The organism is Austwickia chelonae NBRC 105200, from assembly GCF_000298175.1.
GTDB lineage: Bacteria > Actinomycetota > Actinomycetes > Actinomycetales > Dermatophilaceae > Austwickia > Austwickia chelonae.
Map to the genome: position 1 here is coordinate 215,075 of NZ_BAGZ01000001.1, position 20,411 is coordinate 235,485.

The 20,411-nt window shown below is 66.9% G+C and carries 17 protein-coding genes; 4 read left to right on the top strand and 13 right to left on the bottom strand.

Translation table 11 applies throughout. The annotated features are described in order from the left end of the window. The first annotated feature begins 129 nt into the window (after window positions 1-129). Together AUCHE_RS00945 and AUCHE_RS00950 are read left to right on the top strand one after the other, a co-directional pair. On the top strand, window positions 130-2,460 hold the full coding sequence (locus AUCHE_RS00945; protein WP_006501377.1) for a beta-glucosidase family protein: 2,331 nt from the start codon (window positions 130-132) through the stop codon (window positions 2,458-2,460). 81 nt (window positions 2,461-2,541) lie between these two features. Then, window positions 2,542-3,579 (top strand): dienelactone hydrolase family protein, encoded by a 1,038-nt coding sequence (locus AUCHE_RS00950; RefSeq protein ID WP_006501378.1) that lies wholly within the window; start codon window positions 2,542-2,544, stop codon window positions 3,577-3,579. 93 nt (window positions 3,580-3,672) lie between these two features. Here AUCHE_RS00950 and ilvC read toward each other — a convergent pair whose 3' ends face one another. The 4 genes from ilvC to AUCHE_RS00970 all read right to left on the bottom strand — a co-directional run bounded on the left by ilvC (window position 3,673) and on the right by AUCHE_RS00970 (window position 8,474). Then, window positions 3,673-4,707 (bottom strand): ketol-acid reductoisomerase, encoded by a 1,035-nt coding sequence (ilvC, locus tag AUCHE_RS00955; protein WP_006501379.1) that lies wholly within the window; start codon window positions 4,705-4,707, stop codon window positions 3,673-3,675. A gap of 79 nt (window positions 4,708-4,786) precedes the next feature. Beyond that, window positions 4,787-5,296, bottom strand: a complete 510-nt coding sequence (gene ilvN, locus AUCHE_RS00960; protein ID WP_006501380.1) for an acetolactate synthase small subunit — start codon at window positions 5,294-5,296, stop codon at window positions 4,787-4,789. Between the two features lie 3 nt (window positions 5,297-5,299). Further along, on the bottom strand, window positions 5,300-7,069 hold the full coding sequence (locus tag AUCHE_RS00965) for an acetolactate synthase large subunit (protein WP_052024744.1): 1,770 nt from the start codon (window positions 7,067-7,069) through the stop codon (window positions 5,300-5,302). 418 nt (window positions 7,070-7,487) lie between these two features. Further along, window positions 7,488-8,474 (bottom strand): S41 family peptidase, encoded by a 987-nt coding sequence (locus AUCHE_RS00970; protein WP_040321042.1) that lies wholly within the window; start codon window positions 8,472-8,474, stop codon window positions 7,488-7,490. 193 nt (window positions 8,475-8,667) lie between these two features. Here AUCHE_RS00970 and AUCHE_RS17860 point away from each other — a divergent pair, with 193 nt between their 5' ends. Next, window positions 8,668-8,907 carry a (2Fe-2S)-binding protein gene (locus AUCHE_RS17860; protein WP_074788483.1) on the top strand — a complete coding sequence of 80 codons (240 nt, stop codon included), beginning with the start codon at window positions 8,668-8,670 and terminating at the stop codon, window positions 8,905-8,907. Beyond that, on the top strand, window positions 8,870-9,361 hold the full coding sequence (gene bfr / locus AUCHE_RS00975) for a bacterioferritin (protein ID WP_006501383.1): 492 nt from the start codon (window positions 8,870-8,872) through the stop codon (window positions 9,359-9,361). The genes AUCHE_RS17860 and bfr overlap by 38 nt, the downstream gene beginning before the upstream one ends. Window positions 9,362-9,441: 80 nt before the next feature. On the opposite strand, the gene ilvD is transcribed toward bfr, so the two are convergent. The 9 genes from ilvD to AUCHE_RS01020 all read right to left on the bottom strand — a co-directional run. After that, window positions 9,442-11,157 (bottom strand): dihydroxy-acid dehydratase, encoded by a 1,716-nt coding sequence (gene ilvD, locus AUCHE_RS00980; protein ID WP_006501384.1) that lies wholly within the window; start codon window positions 11,155-11,157, stop codon window positions 9,442-9,444. Between the two features lie 359 nt (window positions 11,158-11,516). After that, window positions 11,517-13,280 carry a reprolysin-like metallopeptidase gene (locus AUCHE_RS00985; RefSeq protein ID WP_006501385.1) on the bottom strand — a complete coding sequence of 588 codons (1,764 nt, stop codon included), beginning with the start codon at window positions 13,278-13,280 and terminating at the stop codon, window positions 11,517-11,519. A gap of 230 nt (window positions 13,281-13,510) precedes the next feature. Beyond that, window positions 13,511-14,038 (bottom strand): SixA phosphatase family protein, encoded by a 528-nt coding sequence (locus AUCHE_RS00990; protein ID WP_006501386.1) that lies wholly within the window; start codon window positions 14,036-14,038, stop codon window positions 13,511-13,513. Window positions 14,039-14,078: 40 nt separating this feature from the next. Beyond that, entirely contained in the window at window positions 14,079-15,626 is a 1,548-nt protein-coding gene (gatB, locus tag AUCHE_RS00995; RefSeq protein ID WP_006501387.1) for an Asp-tRNA(Asn)/Glu-tRNA(Gln) amidotransferase subunit GatB, read from the bottom strand. A 3-nt stretch (window positions 15,627-15,629) separates the two neighbouring features. After that, on the bottom strand, window positions 15,630-17,165 hold the full coding sequence (gatA, locus tag AUCHE_RS01000) for an Asp-tRNA(Asn)/Glu-tRNA(Gln) amidotransferase subunit GatA (RefSeq protein ID WP_006501388.1): 1,536 nt from the start codon (window positions 17,163-17,165) through the stop codon (window positions 15,630-15,632). Window positions 17,166-17,256: 91 nt separating this feature from the next. After that, window positions 17,257-17,553 carry an Asp-tRNA(Asn)/Glu-tRNA(Gln) amidotransferase subunit GatC gene (gene gatC / locus AUCHE_RS01005; RefSeq protein ID WP_006501389.1) on the bottom strand — a complete coding sequence of 99 codons (297 nt, stop codon included), beginning with the start codon at window positions 17,551-17,553 and terminating at the stop codon, window positions 17,257-17,259. 32 nt (window positions 17,554-17,585) lie between these two features. Beyond that, window positions 17,586-18,878 carry a glycosyltransferase 87 family protein gene (locus AUCHE_RS01010; RefSeq protein WP_006501390.1) on the bottom strand — a complete coding sequence of 431 codons (1,293 nt, stop codon included), beginning with the start codon at window positions 18,876-18,878 and terminating at the stop codon, window positions 17,586-17,588. Window positions 18,879-18,936: 58 nt separating this feature from the next. Beyond that, window positions 18,937-20,178 carry a glycosyltransferase 87 family protein gene (locus AUCHE_RS01015; protein WP_081578078.1) on the bottom strand — a complete coding sequence of 414 codons (1,242 nt, stop codon included), beginning with the start codon at window positions 20,176-20,178 and terminating at the stop codon, window positions 18,937-18,939. Next, on the bottom strand, window positions 20,175-20,411 hold a 237-nt coding region (locus AUCHE_RS01020), incomplete at its 5' end, for a BRCT domain-containing protein (protein ID WP_006501392.1). The genes AUCHE_RS01015 and AUCHE_RS01020, both read right to left, overlap by 4 nt.

Sequence of the window (20,411 nt, forward strand, 5' to 3'; positions counted from 1 at the left end):
AGACCGGATCGCCCCCTGCGGCAGATGATTCCGGAGCCACCTCCACGAGGCACTCCGCGCACACGACGCGACATCCCGGGCCGGGCCACGACCCTGCAACGAGCCCACTTCACGTTCCCAGGAGCCTCCATGCCACGGCCCCGTCTGGCCACCGCACTGCTCGCCGTCGTCGGAATCGTCCCGGCTTCCTGCTTCACCGCACTACCCGCCCAGGCCCAGCCGAGCACCACCACCCAGGAAGCCCCCGCTGCGACAACCCCCTGTCCCTGGGTCGGTTCCTCCGCCGCCCCCGTCGACCGAGCCCGCTCGTTGCTGTCCCACATGACCCTGGACGACAAGATCGGCATGATCCACGGAACCGCCCGGCCCCTCCAGGCCTACGGACCCGTCCACGCAGGACAGGTGGCAGCCAACCCTCGTCTGTGCATTCCCGCACTGAGCCCCACCGACGGACCAGCAGGCGTCGGCAACAACAAAACCGGAGTCACCCAGCTCCCGGCGCCCGTCGCGCTGGGAGCCACCTTCGACCGCATGCTCGCCACCCGCTACGGCCAGGTCATCGGCGCCGAGACCCGCGGCAAAGGAGCTAACTACGCCCTCGGCCCCGGCGTCGACCTGACCCGCGACCCCCGAGCCGGACGAGCCTTCGAGAACTTCGGGGAAGACCCCGTCCATGTCGGTCAGATGGGAGCAGCCGAAGCCAGGGGGATCCAGAGCCAAGGCGTACTCGCCGTGGCCAAACACCTCGGGGCCTACACCCAGGAGACCGGACGCAACACCTCACACGCCAGCGCCATCGTCGACGAACGCACCCTCAACGAGCTCTACGTCGCACCCTTCGAAGCCCTGGTCGAGGCCAAGGTCGCCTCCGTGATGTGCAGTTACAACCAGGTCAACAATGTGCACGCCTGCAACCACGGCTACCTGATGAACCAGGTACTCAAGGGCCGCCTCGGATTCTCCGGCTTCGTGATCTCCGACTGGTTCGGCATGCACTCCTCCGTGGCCTCGGCCAACGCCGGCCTCGACCTGCAGATGCCCGACTCCTGTTACTACGACAAACGCCTACGCCAGGGGCTGGCCGAAGGCAAGGTCAGCGAGCAGCGCCTCGACGACATGGTGACCCGGATCCTCACCCCCATGTTCGCCCACGGACTCTTCGACAGAGCACCCACCGGCTCCCCCAAGGCGAAGGTCACCAACCCGGGCCATGCGGCCGTCGCCCACAAGGTCGCCACCGACAGCATGGTCCTGATGAAGAACGACGGCGTCCTCCCGTTGAAACCCTCCGCCAACGGGATCGCCGTCATCGGCTCAGCCGCCGGTCGGAACGTCCTCGCCTCCGGTGGGGGCAGCGCCCATGTCATCGCCGACAAGATCACCACTCCCCTGCAGGGGATCACCCGCCGAGCCGGCAAGGACAAGACCCCGGTCACCTACTACGGCGGGATCCTCCCGGCCCAGGCGGCCAAGTACGCCGCCGCCGCCGACGTGGCCGTCGTCGTGGTCAAGTCCTACTCCTCGGAGAACAAGGACCAGCGCTCCACCCAGCTCAGCCTGGTCGACCGGAATCTCATCGAAGCCACGCGGAAGGCCAATCCCCGCACCGTCGTCGTCCTGAACACCGGCAGCGCCGTCGACCTGCCCTTCGCCGACCGCGTCCCCGCGCTGGTCTCCGCCTGGTATCCCGGCCAGGAATACGGGACAGCACTGGCCTCGGTACTCTTCGGGGACACCAACCCCTCGGGTCGTCTCCCGGTGACCTTCGCGGCCTCCCCGAGCCATCTCCCGGCAGCGGCCAAAGAACGATTCCCCGGAGGGCGGCACGACGAGGGGCTGGCCATCGGATACCGCTGGTACGACAAGCAGAGGATCACCCCGGCGTTCCCCTTCGGACACGGCCTGTCCTACACGAAGTTCACCTACTCCGGGCTGACCGTAGGCGCTGAGTCCGCCGACGGTTCGATCCCGGTCAGCGTGGACGTGACCAATACCGGCAGTCGCCCCGGAGCCGTCGTCCCCCAGGTGTATGTCGGCCAACCGGCCCGGATCGCCGGCCCCCCGAAGGCCCTGGCCGATTTCACCAAGGTGACCTTGAACCCTGGAGAGCGGAAACGGGTCACGATGAAGCTCTCCGCACGCGTCCTGTCCGTCTTCGACACGGCGAAACACCAATTCGTGAATCTGGCCGGTGAACGGACCGTCCTCGTCGGTGATTCGGCTGCGAACCTGCCCCTCGTCGGCAAAGCCGTGGTCACCAGGACCACGCTCACCAGCCGCCCCACCTCGGCACCCTTCCCCGGCCAGTCCCAGTCCAACGAGAACCGCGCGGAAGCAGCCCGAGACCGTAGGGTGTGCGGTGCCGCCGGATTCATGGGGGGCGGCATCGGATTCATCTCCTACTTCGGTCTTCCCCCGTTCAGGCAGGCGGTAGAGAAGCCCACGGACGCCATGCTGTGACGTCCTGCCGACCTCTCGAACGACCCTGACCGCTCTTCCTCGCTCTCTCTTTCCGCGCACGAACTCTCCCAGGAGCTCCGTATGACTCACCGGACGACCTCGCCATGGACGCGACGTCTCCTCGCGGCGACGATCGGCCTGGTCATGGCCGCGTCCACCGTCCCCGCGCATGCCGCCCACGTCGGCGCACCCGTTCCGGCGGACGCCCCGGTGAACGCGGCCGGCGCCGCCGACCACAGCACGCTCCGCTCCACGCTCACCGAGATTCGACGGGAACGTCCTGAGCTGGACGTCGACGTGAGAACAACCGGAATGGTGGCGGTGCCGGCGACCACGGCCCTGCCCAACAAGCCGGTGGCGGCCGTCTCGTCCACCCGCGCCGCTCTCCGGGCCAACGGTCCGTCGGCGATCAAGACGCACTACGTCCCCTCGAAGCAGACCCCCAACGGGATGGGCGAGGCTCTTCTCGCCTACCCGGCGGACAAGGTTCCGGTGCCGCGACCGACGGTGTTGATGATCGCCGGATGGGGTAGTGAGTTCAAGACCCTTCAGTGGCTGGGCCAGCGGCTGGCGACCCACGGCTATGTCGCCGTGATGATCCACCCGCCGTTCAAGTTGGACTGGCCTCCGCGACGGGCGACGGCGCTGAAGGTCGCCGCCGAGTGGATGAGCACCTCGAGCCCGATCGCCCCGCGGATCGACCCCCAGCGGGTGGCCCTGTACGGCTATTCCATGGGTGGTGGCGCCGTTCTGCGGGCGTCGACGATGATCCCGGGGCTGAAGGCCGTGGTCTCCGCCTACCCCTGGGACACCAAGGTGAATTTCCCGGAGAACCGGGTTCCGACGGTCATCATGGCCTCGCAGGACGACCCGACGGCGCCTCCCCGCAAGTTCGCGGACTTCATGTTCGCCTCGATGGGCAAGGCCAAGAGAGCTTATGTCGAGGTGCCCGTCGGCGGACATCACGCGCCGTCCAGCACGAACCCGCACGTCAGCGAGACGACATTGATCTGGTTGGGTCGACACCTGCTCGGCGACAAACGGTATTCGTCGCTGTTGTGCCCGGGGCCTGGTAAGGCCGAGGGATATTCGACCTACGCTGCGACCTGCCCGATGTGATCACGGATCCAGGCTGAGCGGGCTACGGCCGAGGACGTCCGGGAAGTACCTGGACGCCTCGACCGTAGCCCGCCGGTCAGTTGACGCGCGCGGTCAACGTGCTGCGGACCCTTCGGTGTAATCGCTGTCGATGTCCCCGGTCCGGATCCAGGCCATCATGCTGCGCAGTTCCTTACCGGTCTTCTCGATGGGATGCTGCGCGCCTTTCTCCCGCAGCGCGGTGAACTCGGGCGCCCCGGCGTCCTGGTCGTCGATGAAACGTTTCGCGAAGGCCCCGTTGCGGATGTCCTCGAGTACGGCCTGCATGTTCTCCTTGACGCGGGGGTCGATGACCCGGGGACCGGAGACGTAGTCACCGAACTCGGCGGTGTCGGAGATCGACCACCGCTGTTTGGCGATTCCGCCTTCGATCATCAGGTCGACGATCAGTTTGAGTTCGTGCAGACACTCGAAATAGGCGACTTCGGGCTGGTAGCCGGCCTCCACGAGCGTCTCGAAGCCGTACTGCACCAGTTGTGATGCGCCGCCGCACAGGACGGCCTGCTCACCGAAGAGGTCGGTCTCGGTCTCTTCGGTGAAGGTCGTACGGATACCGCCGGCACGCAGTCCACCGATAGCTTTGGCATAGGCTTTGGCCAGTTCCCAGGCTTTTCCGCTCTCGTCCTTTTCCACGGCCAGCAGCACCGGGACGCCTCGTCCGTCGGTGTACTCACGGCGCACCAGGTGGCCGGGCCCCTTCGGGGCGACCATGAAGACGTCCACCCCGGCCGGCGGTTGGATGTATCCGAAACGGATGTTGAATCCGTGCGCGAACATCAGCGCGGCGCCTGCCGCGAGATGCGGTTCGATCTCCTCGGCGTACACCTTCCGTTGCACCTGGTCGGGGGTCAGGACGACGACGATGTCGGCCTCGGCGACAGCGTCGGCGACGGTGAGTACCCGGAGGCCTTCCGCCTCGGCCTTCGCCCGGGACGAGCTGCCCTCGGCGAGTCCGATGCGCACATCGACTCCGGAGTCACGCAGGTTGAGGGCGTGGGCATGCCCCTGACTGCCATAGCCGATGACCGCGACCTTACGGTCCTGGATCACGCTCAGGTCGGCGTCTTCGTCGTGGAACATTGTCGCCATGGTGGCTCCTTCGGGTATCTGACTTGGGTCGGGAAGTGGAGTGGGGGAAAGGGAGAGCCCGTTTCCCCGGGTCGTCGGATCAGTGGCGGCCGGTGCGATCGGTGATGGACCTGGAACCTCGGCCGATGGCCACCAGACCGGATTGCACCAGCTCCTTGACCCCGTAGGGCCGGAGCATCGTCAGCAGGGCTTCGAGTTTCTCCACCCGCCCGGTGGCCTCGATGGTCAGGGAGTCCTGGGCCACGTCGACGACATTGGCGCGGAACAGCTGGACGGTCTCGATCACGTGGCTGCGAGTGTTCGCGTCGACGCGGACCTTGACCAGCAGGATCCGACGTTCGACGGTCTGGGCCTGGTCGAGCTCGACCACTTTGATCACTTCGACGAGTTTGTTGAGTTGTTTGGTGACCTGTTCCAACGGCAGTTGTTCGGCGTCCACCAGGACGGTCATCCGGGAGATCTCCGGGTTCTCGGTCTCGCCGACGGCCAACGAGCTGATGTTGAAACCTCTGCGGCTGAAGAGCGCGGCGATCCGGGTCAGCACGCCGGGCTTGTTCTCCACCAGGACGGACAGGGTGTGCCTGCTCACCGTTCACTCCTCGCGATCCCACACGGGCGAGAGCCCGCGCGCGTACATGATCTCGTCGTTGCTGACGCCGACAGGGACCATCGGCCAGACCTGGGCGTCGCGGCAGACCACGAAGTCGACGACGACCGGCCGGTCGTCCACCTGCATGGCTGCGGTGATGGTGGCGTCGACGTCCTCGGCTCGTTCGCAGCGCAGCCCGACACATCCGTAGGCTTCGGCCAGTTTCACGAAGTCGGGCACCCGTCTGGTCTCGTGACCGGTGTGCAGGTCGGTGTTGCTGTAGCGCTGCTCGTAGAACAGGGTCTGCCACTGGCGCACCATGCCGAGGCTGGAGTTGTTGATGACGGCCACCTTGATGGGGATGTTCTCGATGACGCAGGTGGCGAGTTCCTGGTTGGTCATCTGGAAGCAGCCGTCCCCGTCGATGGCCCAGACGGTGCGCCCGGGTTCGGCGACCTTGGCACCCATCGCCGCAGGAACGCCGTACCCCATGGTGCCCAGCCCACCGGAGTTCAACCAGCTGCGAGGGCGGCTGTACCGGACGAACTGGGCCGCCCACATCTGGTGTTGTCCGACCCCGGAGACATAGGTGGCTTCCGGGCCGGCGATGGCACCGATCCGCTCGATGACATATTGCGGTGACATCAGCCCTGATTCAGGTGGGGTGTAGCCGAGTGAGTACGTCCGGCGGACGCCGTTCATCTCCTGGACCCAGGGGCCGTAGTCGGCGAGAGGCTCGCCGTGGTCGATCTCGTCCAGCAGAGCTCGGACGACTTCTCGACAGTCCCCGACGATCGGCACGTCGGCGGACCGGTTCTTGCCGATCTCCGCAGGGTCGATATCGGCGTGCACCACCTTGGCCAGTGGCGCGAAGGTGGAGAGTTTCCCGGTGACCCGGTCGTCGAAACGGGCGCCGAGGGCGATGATCAGGTCGGATCGTTGCAGTGCGGTGACCGCGGAGACCGACCCGTGCATTCCGGGCATCCCGTAGTGCAGTGGGTGGTCGTCGGGCAGTGCGCCTCGGGCCATCAGGGTGGTGACCAGTGGGATGCCGGTGCGGTCCACGAGCTGTCCGAGTTCTTCGGTGGCCCCGGCTTTGAGGATGCCTCCGCCGATGTAGAGCACGGGCCGTTGGGCCTCGCGGATGAGACGGACCGCTTCGCGGATCTGTTTGCCGTGCGGGCGGGTGGTCGGGCGGTATCCGGGCAGTTCCGTTCGGGGCGGCCAGGAGAAGGTGGTCTGGGCCTGGAGGGCGTCCTTCGTGATGTCGACCAGCACGGGTCCCGGTCGGCCGGTGGAGGCGATGTGGAAGGCTTCGGCGATGGCCTGGGGGATCTTCTCTGGGTCGGTGACCAGGTAGTTGTGTTTGGTGATGGGCATGGTGATGCCCCGGATGTCGGCTTCCTGGAAGGCATCGGTGCCGATGGACTGGCTGCCGACCTGGCCGGTGATGGCGACCAGGGGGACGGAGTCCATGTAGGCGTCGGCGATGGGGGTGACCAGGTTGGTGGCTCCGGGGCCGGAGGTCGCCATGCAGACTCCGGTCTTGCCGGTGGCGGTGGCATAGCCCTGGGCGGCGTGGCCTGCGCCTTGTTCGTGACGGACCAGGATGTGACGCACTTTGGTGCTGTCCATCAGGGGATCGTAGGCGGGGAGGATGGCTCCTCCGGGAAGCCCGAAGACGACCTCGCACCCGATTTCTTCGAGGGAGCGTACGAGGCTCTGTGCGCCGCTGACGTGTTCGACCGTCCGTTTTCCGGTGCGGTGGGCGATGTCCTGGGGTGTGGGGGTGCGGGCGCTTTCGGTGCCCTTCGGGCCTGGTGGGCTCGTGGGGCCGGTGGCTGGGGCCGGTGGCCTCGCCTGACGATCCTTCACTGTTGTCACCGCTTTCACGTGCGAGCTGTGTCCCGGGGTCGGGCCGGGGTGGGTTTGTCGGCCGTGGGTGTCTCCGGCCAACAAAAAACCCCTCGGCCCGGTCGGGGCTTGAGGGGCTGCGCAACGGGCCGTGGGTGCGGCCTGTCGCGCTCAGGTAATTACGAGGAGGGTGCTCACATCGTTCAGCTTCCCTGAAGGTCGCTGGACCGTCAACGAATCCCAGAGATCATTTCACATTTCGAGACGCTTAGCTCATCAAACGGACACGCGATGGGAGTGCCACGAGGCTCCCTGACGAGAGGCAGGCCCCGCCACCTCACTTACAGGAGGTGGCCAACCACTTCGTCGCCGCGGACAGCGCATCGGCCGCCTTCTCCTGCGGCTCGACCGGACCGCCGTAACGCACGCCGGAACGATCGGTATCGACCCCCACGGTCAGCTGGAGGATCCGCCCGTCGTACAGCGGAACCGACTGACGAACCGCAGAATTACCGGCCGTGGGCATCCCGAAGGAGCGGACGCCCGGCTGCCCCCGGAAGGCGATCGTCACCAACTCGGCCGAATGGGAGGTCCGCCCGTCCTGCAGGATCGCCACCTGGCCGCCGACCTTCCCCCCGTGGTCGGTCTCCAGGCTCCGCTTACCCACCTTGACCTTGCTCTCGGAGATCACCACCTCACCGGTCTTGCCGTTGCGCTTCTCCCAACCGGCCACCACACCATCGGTGAGCAACGGGCTCAGGCCGGAGAGCATCGCCAGCGCGTCCCCACCGGCATTCCCCCGGAGATCGACGATCCATCCGCAGGTACCCGACTTGGCCGAGTGGATGCCCTTAGACATGCTGCGGGCGTACTTCTCCAGGTAGTCGTCGTCGCGCGATTCGATCTTGGGCACAGTGATGGTGGTGATCCGGGCCTTGGTGCCCAGTCCCGGAAGCGGGAGCTGCCCCTTCCCCTTGCCCTTCTCCTTCTTCTCCACGAGCTGGGACGACGGCCCGCCGGCCACCGCGAGTGCGTCCTTCAACGCCGGCAGTGTGCCCTCGTAGGAGTTCGCCACCGAGGCCTTCCGCAACGCCTGGGCGCGGGCCTCGGTCCAGACATCCCCTTCGGCGAAATACCCCTGCCCCATCTTGGTGATGGCCTGCTCGGCGTAGGCGGCGGGCGACGGGGGGAAAAGGTATATGCCGTAGCGCGGACCCCACCGCCAGACCAGGACGCCCCCGGCCACGATCGCAGCCATCGCCATGACCCCGAAGATCCGCAGGAGACGACGGGCGGAGAACCGCGATTGCAGCGAACTGGCCATGACGCATGACCTTAGCCCTGAGGTCAGGCGCTTCTTCGCGCGCCCCCGCGCAGGAGGGGCGGCTTCGCCCGCAGGCCGGAAAGGTCCGTGAATCCTTTTCCACTTCAGGCGTTATCAGAGCGGCTTGTTCGGATGCGGAGAAAGGTGGGCATTCTTCTCGCGAAACCGCCCTTAATTAGGTTAGCCTTGCCTCATGATTATCTGTCACTGCGCCGTCGTCTCCGACGAAGAAATACGCGCAGCGGCACAGCGCGAATCACGCCTCGGCCGCATCTGCCAGGACACCGGAGCTGGTCAACGCTGTGGTGGATGCATTCCCTCTGTGCGAAAAATGCTTGAGGACCTACTATTTCATCGAGATAGTTTGTCCTTGACCTATGCCACGGAGGAAAAATATGAAGCCCCGGAGCCCGCGCGTCGTCGAGCTGCTTAACGAAGCACTCACCATCGAGCTGACCGTCGTCAACACGTACTTCCTCCACGCACGCATGCTCGACAACTGGGGCCTGACCAAACTCGGGCAGGTCTTCTACGAACTCTCCATCGGGGAGATGAAGGACGCGGACAAGCTCATGAACCGCATCCTGATGTACGACGGCCACCCCAACGTCCAGCGGCTCAACCCCATCACCATCGGCGAATCGGTCGAGGAGATGCTCCGCCTCGCACTCGCCAGCGAACTCGAAGCCGTCAGCGCCTTCAACTCGGCCGCCGACGAATGCCACGACCTGGGCGACCACGCCACCGCGTCCATCTTCCAGGAGATGGCCCGCGAGGAGGAGGAGCACGCCGACTGGTTCGAAGGACAACTGGACGCGGTACGCCGCGCCGGCATCGAGAACTACAGCGCCATGCAGCTCTCCCCGGGCGAAGGTCCCACCGACTGATCCCCCACCCCACCCCCGGCCGGGCCGGGGTCGTCCCACTCTGACGGGACGACCCCGGCTCAGTCTGCGGTCACCTCTGATCAGTCACAGACCGCCCCCAGGCTCGCCGAGCCGACCAGACGCCGATACTTGGCCAGCACCCCGCGGGCGTACCGCGGCTCGGGTTCCGCTGCTCCTCGCCGACGGCGATCGGCAAGCTCCTCCTCGTCGAGGAGGAGGTCAAGAGTCCCCTGCCCGACGTCCAACCTGATCCGGTCACCGTCCTGGACGTAGGCGATAGGTCCGCCGTCGACCGCTTCCGGGGCGACATGGCCCACGCACAACCCGGTGGTACCGCCGGAGAAACGCCCGTCGGTGAGCAGCAGGACGTCCTTGCCCAGGCCTGCTCCCTTGATGGCACCGGTCACCGCCAGCATCTCCCGCATCCCCGGCCCGCCCTTCGGACCCTCGTAGCGGATCACGACCACATCACCGGCCTGGAGGGTGCCGTCCTCGACCGCGTCCATCGCGCCCCGTTCCCCGTCGAACACACGGGCCGAGCCCTCGAAGACCTCCGAGTCGAAGCCTGCCGATTTCACGACGGCCCCCTCCGGAGCCAGCGAACCGGACAGGACGGTGATCCCACCGGTGGGGTGGATCGGCCGGGCCAGCGCCCTCAACACGCGCCCGTCCGGATCCGGCGGTGCGATGTCGGCGAGATTCTCGGCGACCGTGCGTCCGGTCACCGTCAGGCAGTCGCCGTGCAGCAGTCCTGCGTCCAGCAGGGCCTTCATCACCACGGGGACACCGCCGACCCGGTCGACATCGGTCATCACGTGGGAGCCGAAGGGCTTCACATCGGCCAGGTGAGGCACTCTCGCCCCGATGCCTCGGAAGTCGTCCAGGCTCAGATCGACCTGTGCCTCGTGGGCGATCGCCAACAGATGGAGCACCGCATTCGTCGATCCGCCGAACGCCATCACCACGCTGATGGCGTTCTCGAAGGCCTCCTTGGTCATGATGTCGCGAGCGCTGATGCCACGGCGGAGCAGTTCGACGACGGCTTCACCGGACTTACGTGCGGCGACATCCCGCCGACGGTCCACGCTGGGGGGAGCTGCGCTGCCCGGCAGGGACATGCCGATGGCTTCGGCCACCGAGGCCATCGTGTTTGCGGTGTACATGCCTCCGCAGGCGCCCTCACCGGGGCAGATGGCTCTTTCGATGGCGTCGACGTCCTCGGTCTTCATGAGCCCGCGGGCGCAGGCGCCCACGGCTTCGAAGGCGTCGATGATGGTGACCTGTTTCTCGGTGCCGTCGGACAGTTTGGCGACGCCGGGCAGGATCGACCCGGCATAGAGGAAGACGGCGGCCAGGTCGAGTCGAGCTGCGGCCATGAGCATGCCGGGCAGTGATTTGTCGCATCCGGCGAGGAGCACCGACCCGTCGAGTCGTTCGGCCATCATCACCGTCTCGACGGAATCAGCAATGATTTCTCTGCTGACCAGGGAGAAGTGCATGCCTTCGTGCCCCATGGAGATGCCGTCGGAGACCGAGATGGTGCCGAACTCGAGCGGATAGCCGCCGGCGGCGTGGACACCTTCCTTGACGGCTCGGGCGAGTCTCTGCAGGGAGAGGTTGCAGGGGGTGATTTCGTTCCAGCTGCTGGCGACACCGATCTGCGGTTTGGCGAAATCCTCGTCGCTCAGGCCCACAGCTCGGAGCATGCCTCTGCTGGCTGCGGACTCGATGCCGTCGGTGACTTCACGGCTACGGGGTTTGACGTCGGGTCCACTGGCGGAAGAGGTGGCGGTCATACCATCGCATGGTAGACCTGGACATCCACGGAGCGGGACGGTTGTCTTGAGGGGTGACATCTTCTTGTGTGCATCGGTGTCGCGGAAGGCGCCCCGCGCGCGTTCCGCGACACCGAATCAGTGCACCTCACCCCGGAGGGTGACGCCTCGCCCGACGCGCCGGTCGGCGCATACCCCGGTGGGCGAGGAGCTGAAGGTGACGCCGGCTCCGTCCCACGTGGAGCCGCCGAGACCGGCCAGCTCCACCATTCTAATGAAATTCATTCTCACTTTGCACATCGGGCACACACCACCCAGTCCACCAGCGAAAATACAGCGGAGGGCCGGGACTCGACAGTCCCGGCCCTCCGACCTCCCACTCACCGCAGGCGATAGGCATCCAGAGCCAAAGTGCCCCGACCCGCCGAAGGCAAAGCCACGATCGTCACCGTGTGCCGCCCCGCAGGGATATTCACCGTCCGCAACACCTGCTGGTAAGGAGCAGAGGAAGACGTCCGATAGCTGTCGAAGTCAGCCCAGGCCACCCCGTCCACCAACACGCGACCGCGCGCACCACCCGGGAAAGCCGTCCCGATGATGTCCATCGACCGCCCACCGTCCACCGTCGTCGACCACGACGCACCGGACGTATAGGTCACCAAAGCACTGTTGAACATATAAGCCGACGAAGGCACCGCAAACCATCCACCGGCCCCCAGACGGGAAACCCGTCCCGTACTCGGCGTCAGGTCGAAAGTCTCCGCAGGCTTGGTCACCGACACCGGTGACGGCGCCGGACTCTGCACCGGCGACGGGTTCACCGCACCCGCCGTCACCTTCACCTGCGCCGAAGAAGCACCCTGAGAAATCACCTGCACCGTCACACCTCCGCCGTAGGAGGTGAACGATCCGCCCACCGGGATTCCCCAGTTCACGTCGCCCGAAGAACCCGACGGCGAAGCGTCCAGAGCCAAGGACGGCTTGGCCTGCCCCGACTTCGAGGAGTCCTCCCGCACGACCCGCACCCCACCGACCATGTTCGAGTACAACAGGTAATCCCGACCGGTCCGCGTCCGGTACTCCACGAAGTACACCGCGCCCGACTTCGGATCGACCACCCGCACCGCTCGCGTCCCGCTGAAAGAAGACACCGGGTTCAAAGACACCGAGGTCGTCCCCGAGGACAACTCCGTCACCGCCGACGACGGCCACAACCCCAGACGATGCGCTTGCGGCGCCGACAACGACCCGGCATTGTTCGGCGCCGACGCCGCCATGACATCCCACGGGTCGCCGTACTCGTCGATCCGGCACCCCTTCGCCGAAACCTCCGCCAGCGCGACATCCGCCGCACCCGGACAGGTCAACCGCTGAGCATGCGCCAGCCCCAGGTTGTGCCCCAGCTCATGGGACATCACCGGCCACGCCGTGTCGGACACATAGGCATAGCCTCCTGCGCTCACCCCCGAACCCACACTGGCCAGACCGTAACCACACCCTGCATTGGACGCCTCCTTCGGCAGGACCAACACCAGATGCTTGTTGGGCCCCGGGGTGAACCCCGACCGAGAAGCCGCCTCCTCCCACATCGACCACACGTCACTGCACGACGACGACAGCGCGAGCGGACCGTTCACCGAAGCTGCGGAGAAGGTCAACGCCCCACCCGTCTGCTCAGACCAGTACTGGGAGACCGAAGCGATCTGGGCCTGCACCGCAGCAGCCGTCGGCGCGCTGCCGGAAACCCCACGAGGAACCGCAGACACCGCGGTCACCTGGTGCACGGCGGGAGACATCTGCGCGGACGACACCGGCGGCTGCACCGCCTTCACCGGAGCCACCGCGTCAGGCACCGGGGTGAACGAGGTGCCGGAACGCTCAATCGTCCGACGCGGCACCGTCACCGAGACCTTCGCGCCGGGCTCCACATCCTTCACCACCGCCGCAGACACGGGGACGAATGCGCCTCCGGGGACCCTGACCCTGCTCTGCGTGGACGGTCCGTCGACGACAGTGACCAGCTCGCCCTGAACGGTGACCGTCGAACCGTCTGCCGCCGAAGCCAGTTGAACCCCGGAGCCCGACGCGACCAGAGCCGCCATCGTGCAGGCCACTGCCACCGATCGCCCTCGTCCGACCTTCATCCCGATGTCCTCCCCATCCGTGGGTGACAGGCCTCAGATCCTGAGCGCCTGCGCGTCCGACTTGGACGCGTTCCCGAACCGCTGGAGACATCGGCGCAAAGGCCGCCTGCTTGAACGAACGGTCGCCCCGGTGGAGCCCCACACCGGCGGACGACAGAACGCGCGCCCAGTGAATCCGCTTGTAAGGAAAAGCGATATCCACACTCAAGGACGGACGTCTGTGGGAAAGGTCACAGCCGGTCAGGTGGCCGCTGCAACATCACCACGGCCGAGGAACTGTCAGGGAAGGCCGCCCAGGACCCCTCATGGACGACGACCCCGACCCCGGCCGGCGGCCACACCTCGATCCTCCGGTGTAACGGTTCCCCGCCCTGGTCACAGTGGTCCTCCACCCCGGCGACGACCCCCGGCACCCCCGGGGCATGCCCCAGAACCACCAGAGTGCGCACGTCATCGGGAACCTCGCGGATCGCGTCCACCACATCCTCGACATCGGCGTCGTAGAGCGACTGCTCCCCCCAGAGGTCCTGCACCTGGAGTCCACCACGACGCAGCTCCTCGCAGGTCTGCACCGTGCGCACCGCGGGAGAACAGATCATCAGGTCAGCGCGCACACCTTCCCGGGAGAGCCGTTCGCCCAGAGCTCGGGCCACCGCACGACCAGACTCGGTCAAAGCACGCTGAGCGTCCCCCTCCCGGGAGAAAGGCACCGCCTCGGCATGTCGTATCAGCACCAACACGCGTGGGATATCCGTCATCGCCCCATCATCCCAAGCCGCTCAGGACAGGCCAGACGGATCAGCCCTCGACACCCAAGGACTCCAGGATCAAGGCACGCACCTTAGCGGCATCGGCCTGCCCCTTCATCTCCTTCATGACCTGACCGATCAAGGCGCCCACGGCCTGGACCCGACCGTCCCGGATCTTCTGCACGACCGCCTCGTTCCGAGCGATCACCGCCTCGACCGCCGACTGCAAGGCGCCCGAATCGGAAACCATCTGGAGACCTCGAGCATCGGCGACCTCGGTGGGACCGCCCTCCCCCGCGAGCACCCCGTCCAGAACCTGCTTGGCCATCGTGTCGTTCAACCGGCCACCGGTGACCAATGAGTCCAGCTCGACCACCTGCTCCGCGGAGATCGCCATCCGAGCCAGGTCCTGTCCCTCGGCATTCGCCCGACGGGAGATCTCCCCCACCCACCATTTCTTGGCGGCCGATGCCGTACCCCCCGCTCGAACGGTGGCCTCGACCAGATCCAAGGCTCCTGACCCCAGGATGTCCCGCATCTCCAGGTCGGTGAAGGCCCACTCCTCCTGGAGCCGCTTGAGCCGCCGTCCGGGAGGTTCGGGAAGGGTCGCCCGCAACGCTTCGACGTGCTCCACCGGAGGCGCCACCGGAACCAGGTCCGGTTCAGGGAAATACCGGTAGTCGTCGGCATCCGACTTCGGGCGGCCAGCTGTGGTCTCCCCGGTGTCCTCGTGCCAATGCCGGGTCTCCTGGACGATCACACCTCCCGAAGCGAGCACCGCGGCATGACGACGGATCTCGAATCGACAGGCAGCTTCGACGCTGCGCAGGGAATTGACATTCTTCGTCTCGGTACGGGTGCCGAAAGGCGTCTCGAGCTGCGCAGGCCCACGCCGGTCCACGCCGATCCGCGGACGCAACGACAGGTTGACATCACACCGCATCGACCCCTGCTCCATCCGCGCATCCGAGACCTTCAAGGCCCGCATCAACTCACGCAGAGCACTCACATAGGCCCGGGCGACCTCCGGAGCCCGCTCCCCCGCACCGACCAGAGGACGGGTGACGATCTCGATCAGCGGGATACCGGCCCGGTTGTAGTCGATCAACGAGTAGTCGGCGCCATGGATACGGCCGGTCGAACCACCCACGTGGACGAGTTTCCCGGCGTCCTCCTCCATATGGGCCCGTTCGATCTCCACCCGGTAGATCTCCCCGTCGTCCAGTTCGACGTCCAGGTACCCGTCGAAAGCGATGGGTTCGTCGTACTGACTCGTCTGGAAGTTCTTCGTCATGTCCGGGTAGAAGTAGTTCTTCCGGGCGAAACGGCAGGTCGCCGCGATGGAACAGTTCAAGGCCAGCCCGATCCGGATCGCCGAGTCGACGGCGGCCCGGTTGACCACCGGCAGGGCTCCGGGCAGCCCCAGGCAGACCGGACACACCTGCGAGTTCGGCACTGCACCGAATTCCGTCGGACAGGCACAGAACATCTTGGTCCGAGTGTTCAGCTCGACGTGGACCTCCAGACCCATCACCGGATCGAAGGAGTCCAGAGCCTCGTCGATGTCGAGCAATGTCACCAGCTGGGGGTTGTGCACGGTTCAGGCCTCCTCGCCGATCGGTGCGGACATCGCCTCGGGAATCCGGTCGAGCAGACCGCCGCCCCACTCCCGGGTCAGCGCCTTCTCCAGAGCCGCCGCGACATTGTAGAGCCGGTCGTCGGCCATCGCCGGAGCCAGAACCTGCAGTCCGACCGGCATGCCGTCCTCGTCGGCCAGCCCCACCGGGACGGAGATCCCCGGGATCCCGGCCAGATTGCTCGGGATCGTCGCCACATCGCCCAGGTACATCGCCAGGGGGTCGTCCAGTTTGGCGCCCAACTGCCAGGCCGTCGTCGGCGCCGTCGGGCTGATCACCACGTCGACCTGCGAGAAAGCAGAGGCGAAGTCACGGGCGATCAGGGCACGGACCTTCTGGGCCTGACCGTAGAAGGCGTCGTAGTACCCCGATGACAGGGCGTAGGTGCCCAGGATGACCCGGCGTTTCACCTCGGGGCCGAAACCCTGCCCTCTTGAGGCTGCAGTCACCTGCTCGGTGCTCGGCTGAGGCACCCCGTCCGGCCCTACCCGCAACCCGTAACGCATCGCGTCGTACCTGGCCAGGTTGCTGCTCGCTTCGCTGGGCATGATCAGGTAGTAGGCGCCCAGGGCGTAGTCCAGATGGGGACAGTCGACCTCGACGACATCCGCTCCGGCCGCGGTCAACAGAGCCACCGCCTCGTCGAAACGGGCCCGCACCCCCGCCTGGTAGCCCTCGCCACCGAGCTGCCGTACGACACCGATCCTCATCCCCGACACATCGGCCCGGCGTGCCGCGTCGACCACTGCCGGAACCGGCGCGTCGATACTGGTCGAGTCGCGGGGGTCGTGCCCGGCCAGCACCTCGTGCAGGAGGGCGGTGTCCGGCACCGTGCGGGCGCAGGGTCCGATCTGGTCCAGGCTGCTGGCCATCGCGATCACACCGTAGCGGGAGACCCCGCCGTAGGTCGGTTTCGCTCCGACCGTCCCGGTGAAGGCCGCCGGCTGACGGATCGAACCGCCGGTGTCCGAACCCACCGCGAGCGGTGCCATGAAAGCCGCCAGGACCGCCGCCGAACCACCACCCGACCCGCCGGGAACCCGACGCAGATCCCACGGGTTCGCCGTCGGCCCGTAGGCGGAGTGCTCTGTCGAGGACCCCATCGCGAACTCGTCCATATTGGTCTTGCCCAGGATCGGCATCCGAGCGGACCGCAGCCGGGCCACCACCGTCGCATCGTAGGGCGGCATCCATCCCTGCAGGATCCGGCTCCCCGCGGTGGTGGGCTGACCCACCGTGCAGGCCACGTCCTTCACCGCGACCGGGACCCCGGCCAGCGGGCCCAGGCCCTCGCCCGCAGCTCGTTCCCGGTCGACCTGCGCCGCCACGGCGAGCGCCTCGGCATCGTTGCGGTGCAGATAGGCGTTGACCCGGCTCTCGACGGCGTCGATCCGGTCGAGATAGGCCTGGGTCACCTCTACGGAGGAGACCTCCCGGCGGGTCAACAGATCGGCGAGCGCCTCGGCGCTGAGCCGGGTCAGGTCGGTGGGGGTGGTCACGGTTGGGTCCCTCGGTTCGGTGGTTCGCAGGAGACGGGGGGGTGGGGTCGCCGCCCGGTACGGACGGATTTCGACGACCGGGCTGGCCGGTTCAGTCCTCGCCGAGGATGCGCGGGACGACGAACCGGTCGTCCTCCGACTCGGGGGCTGCGGCCAAGGCCTCGGCAGGGGTCAGTCCCGGCGCGACCTCGTCCTCACGGTAGACATTCGTCAACGGCAGGGGGTGGGACATACCCGGCACGTCGACATCGGCCAGCTCGCCGACCTTGGCGAAGGCGTCGAGGATCACGGCGAGCTCACCGGACATCTCGTCGAGTTCTCGTTCGGACAGGTCGATCCGGGCCAATGTCGCCAGGTGTGCGACCTGGTCGCGGGAGATCGTGGACATGGCCGCCATTCTAGGCGGCTCGCCGGGCCGGCTCACGGGACACCGTTCCCCGCCCTCCGGTCGGCCGCCGGGTCGGTGTGGAAAGCACACCAGGCGAGCGACGCGGTGCCCAGGATCGCGTACACCGAGGCGAGCACGAGCTGCCATACGGGGAGCGCGGCCCAGTTCCCCCTGGCGGGGAAGGCCCACCACAGCACATGGCTGACCGTCACCGTCACCCAGGCGAAGGCGAGGGCACGGGCCGCACGGTCGGAGGAGGACCTGCTGACGGCTGCGCAGGCTCGTTTCAGCAGGGAGAGGGTCTCGCGCACTCCTTGGGCGAAGGTGCGTGGCCGTGGGGGGAGAACGGAGGGATGATCCGTCGGCCAGGGCTGCACCTGTTCCACCGATTCGGGGGTGACCCGCGCCAGTGCGCCGGAGCACCACAGCAGCAGGAGCGGCCAGACCCACACCCAGTGGTGGCTCCAGGAGATCGGGGAGATCAGCAGCGCGCAGAGGGACGCGGCCAGCACTGCGTGTCGGTCACGTCCTGCGCGGACGGCTCGGTGCACGGCGATCGTCGCCAAGGTCACCACGACGAGGCAGAGCAGGGCCCATACCGGCCCGGTTCCGGTGTGCGATCCGATCCCGGCGCGGGCCATGGCTCCGGCCAGGGACTGGTTGGCGATGTAGTCGGGTCCGCCGACCCGTGCCGAGGCGCCGAGCAGTCCGGACCAGTAGGTCGCCGAGGATGCCGGTAGCAGGAGGAAGCCCACGACGACTCCGGCACAGACGGTGAGGAAGGACCTGGTCAGGGAGGCCAGATCTCGGCGGACCAGCGGAACCAGCAGGAAAGCTGCCGGGGTCAGTTTCACCAGGATGGCCAGGCCGATCAGTGTCCCGGCCCATCGTCGCCGTCTCCCGTTGAGGAGGTCCTCGGCGATCAGCCAGGCCAGGAGCAGGTTGACCTGTCCGAACGAGAAGGTCTGCCAGACCGGTTCCACCAGCCGGGCCAGCGGGAGCAGGAGGACTGCCACGGCGGGGCCCTTCCCGAGGAAGAGCCAGGTGATCCGCCAGAGGAAGAGCAGGTTCAACAGGAGGACCAGCACTGCTGCCATCGGGGCCGGCAGCAGGGTCACCGGTGCCAGCAGGAAGGCCGCGATCGGGGGATAGGTGTAGGGCAGCACGTCGGAGCCGGTGTCGTACAACCGGTCCTGTCCGTTCAACGCCAGCGCGGAGGCCGACCGGTAGACCCCGAGGTCTTCGGGCTGTCCGAAGAGCCACAGGAGCACGAAGGACAGCACCAGTGCCAGGCCGCCGGTCGCCCAGACCGCTGCCAGGGGCACACGATGGGTCGGTCGTCTCCTCGGGCCGGCCCCGCTCCGTGTGTCAAGTCCTCTCACGTCACTCCGTCCCGACGTCCTTGCCTGAGCCACCGACTGTCCCGCGGGTCCGTGACCGGAATGCCTCCACCGTGAGCAGCGCCAAAGTGATGGCTCCCACGACCATATAGGTGTCCGAGATCAGCAGCTGCCACCAGGAGACGTCGTGCCACGGGCCGTGCTGGGGGATCGCCCACCAGAAAGGACGCACCAGGACGGCCAGGGCCCAGGCCGTGGCCAGCGCCAGGAATCCTTTTCCCGGGGTCGGACGATGGTCGGTCAGCGTCCAGAGGAGCAGGGGCCAGAACCACACCCAGTGGTGGCTCCAGGACACCGGGGAGATCAACAGCGCGCAGAAGGCCGTGGCCAGGATCGCGGGCAGGTCACGCCCGGAACGCAGCAGCAGGTGGGCGGCCAGGAAGGTGGCGGCGAGGACGATCAGGCAGGCCAGGATCCACGGCCAGCTGGCGGAGACGCCGCTGCGGGCGAGTGCGCCCTTCACCGACTGGTTGAGGAAGTAGGAGGTGTCGCCGACCCGCTGCGCCGCCCCGGTCAGTCCGGTCCAGAACACGAGGGAGGAGGAGGGCATCAGCAGGAAGCCCGCCAGCACTCCGGCGAGGATCGTCCCGATGCCGCGCAGGAAGGAAGCGATATCCCTGCGCAGGACGATGATCAGGAAGAATGCGGCCGGGGTCAGTTTGATGAGGGTGGCCAGGCCGACCAGGATCCCACCGATCCGTCCTCGGCGTCGTCCGAGCAGGTCTTCGGCGACGAGCCAGGCCAGCACCAGGTTGATCTGCCCGTAGGAGAAGGTCTTGAAGATCGGTTCGGTCAGGACCGCCAGCGGCAGCAGCGCAGCGGCCACCGTGGCGTGTCCGCTCTCCTGCGGGCGCAGATCGTCCAGGACCAGCCAGGTGATCCGCCAGACCGAGGCCAGCCCGGCGACAGCCACGATGAAGGCGGCCAGTGGCTCGGGCACGAGCAGGGGTGAGAAGAAGAGCGCGGCCACCGGAGGATAGGTGAAGGGCAGCGCTCCGTTCGGCTGTTCGTACAACCGGTCCGTCCCGGAGAACAGGACTTCAGCACCGTATCGGTAGACCAGGCTGTCGATCTGGAGGCTCGTCAGCGGCTGGGTCCACACGATCCACAGGAAAGCGGCCAGAGCTGCCGCGGACGACCATGCGGGAGGTATCCGCAGCGCCCACGAGGTCACCTTCGTCCTGATCGATGTCGTCCTCGGCGCGCCGTCGGGCGAAGCGCTCATCCCTGTCCTTCTGTCATCCCGGCCACGCTTCCGGGCCCCTCCTGGAGCAGTCTGATGAACTGCTCCTCGGTCAGCATAGGCACACCCAGCTGTTCAGCCTTGTCCGCCTTCGAGCCGGCATTCTCTCCCACGACGACGTAGTCGGTGCGTCGGCTGACCGACCCTGCGGCTTTCCCTCCTCGGGAGACGATGGCTTCTTTGCTCTCGTCCCGGGAGAAGGTGTTCAGGGACCC

What these genes read in the sequence shown, in the direction of transcription:
- AUCHE_RS00985 (WP_006501385.1), bottom strand. Translation starts at nt 13,280, where the DNA reads ATGAAGGTCGGACGAGGGCGATCGGTGGCAGTGGCCTGCACGATGGCG.
- AUCHE_RS00945 (WP_006501377.1), top strand. Translation starts at nt 130, where the DNA reads ATGCCACGGCCCCGTCTGGCCACCGCACTGCTCGCCGTCGTCGGAATC.
- AUCHE_RS00950 (WP_006501378.1), top strand. Translation starts at nt 2,542, where the DNA reads ATGACTCACCGGACGACCTCGCCATGGACGCGACGTCTCCTCGCGGCG.
- AUCHE_RS01015 (WP_081578078.1), bottom strand. Translation starts at nt 20,178, where the DNA reads ATGAGCGCTTCGCCCGACGGCGCGCCGAGGACGACATCGATCAGGACG.
- AUCHE_RS00970 (WP_040321042.1), bottom strand. Translation starts at nt 8,474, where the DNA reads ATGGCCAGTTCGCTGCAATCGCGGTTCTCCGCCCGTCGTCTCCTGCGG.
- bfr (WP_006501383.1), top strand. Translation starts at nt 8,870, where the DNA reads ATGAAGCCCCGGAGCCCGCGCGTCGTCGAGCTGCTTAACGAAGCACTC.
- ilvC (WP_006501379.1), bottom strand. Translation starts at nt 4,707, where the DNA reads ATGGCGACAATGTTCCACGACGAAGACGCCGACCTGAGCGTGATCCAG.
- gatC (WP_006501389.1), bottom strand. Translation starts at nt 17,553, where the DNA reads ATGTCCACGATCTCCCGCGACCAGGTCGCACACCTGGCGACATTGGCC.
- AUCHE_RS00990 (WP_006501386.1), bottom strand. Translation starts at nt 14,038, where the DNA reads ATGACGGATATCCCACGCGTGTTGGTGCTGATACGACATGCCGAGGCG.
- ilvD (WP_006501384.1), bottom strand. Translation starts at nt 11,157, where the DNA reads ATGACCGCCACCTCTTCCGCCAGTGGACCCGACGTCAAACCCCGTAGC.
- AUCHE_RS17860 (WP_074788483.1), top strand. Translation starts at nt 8,668, where the DNA reads ATGATTATCTGTCACTGCGCCGTCGTCTCCGACGAAGAAATACGCGCA.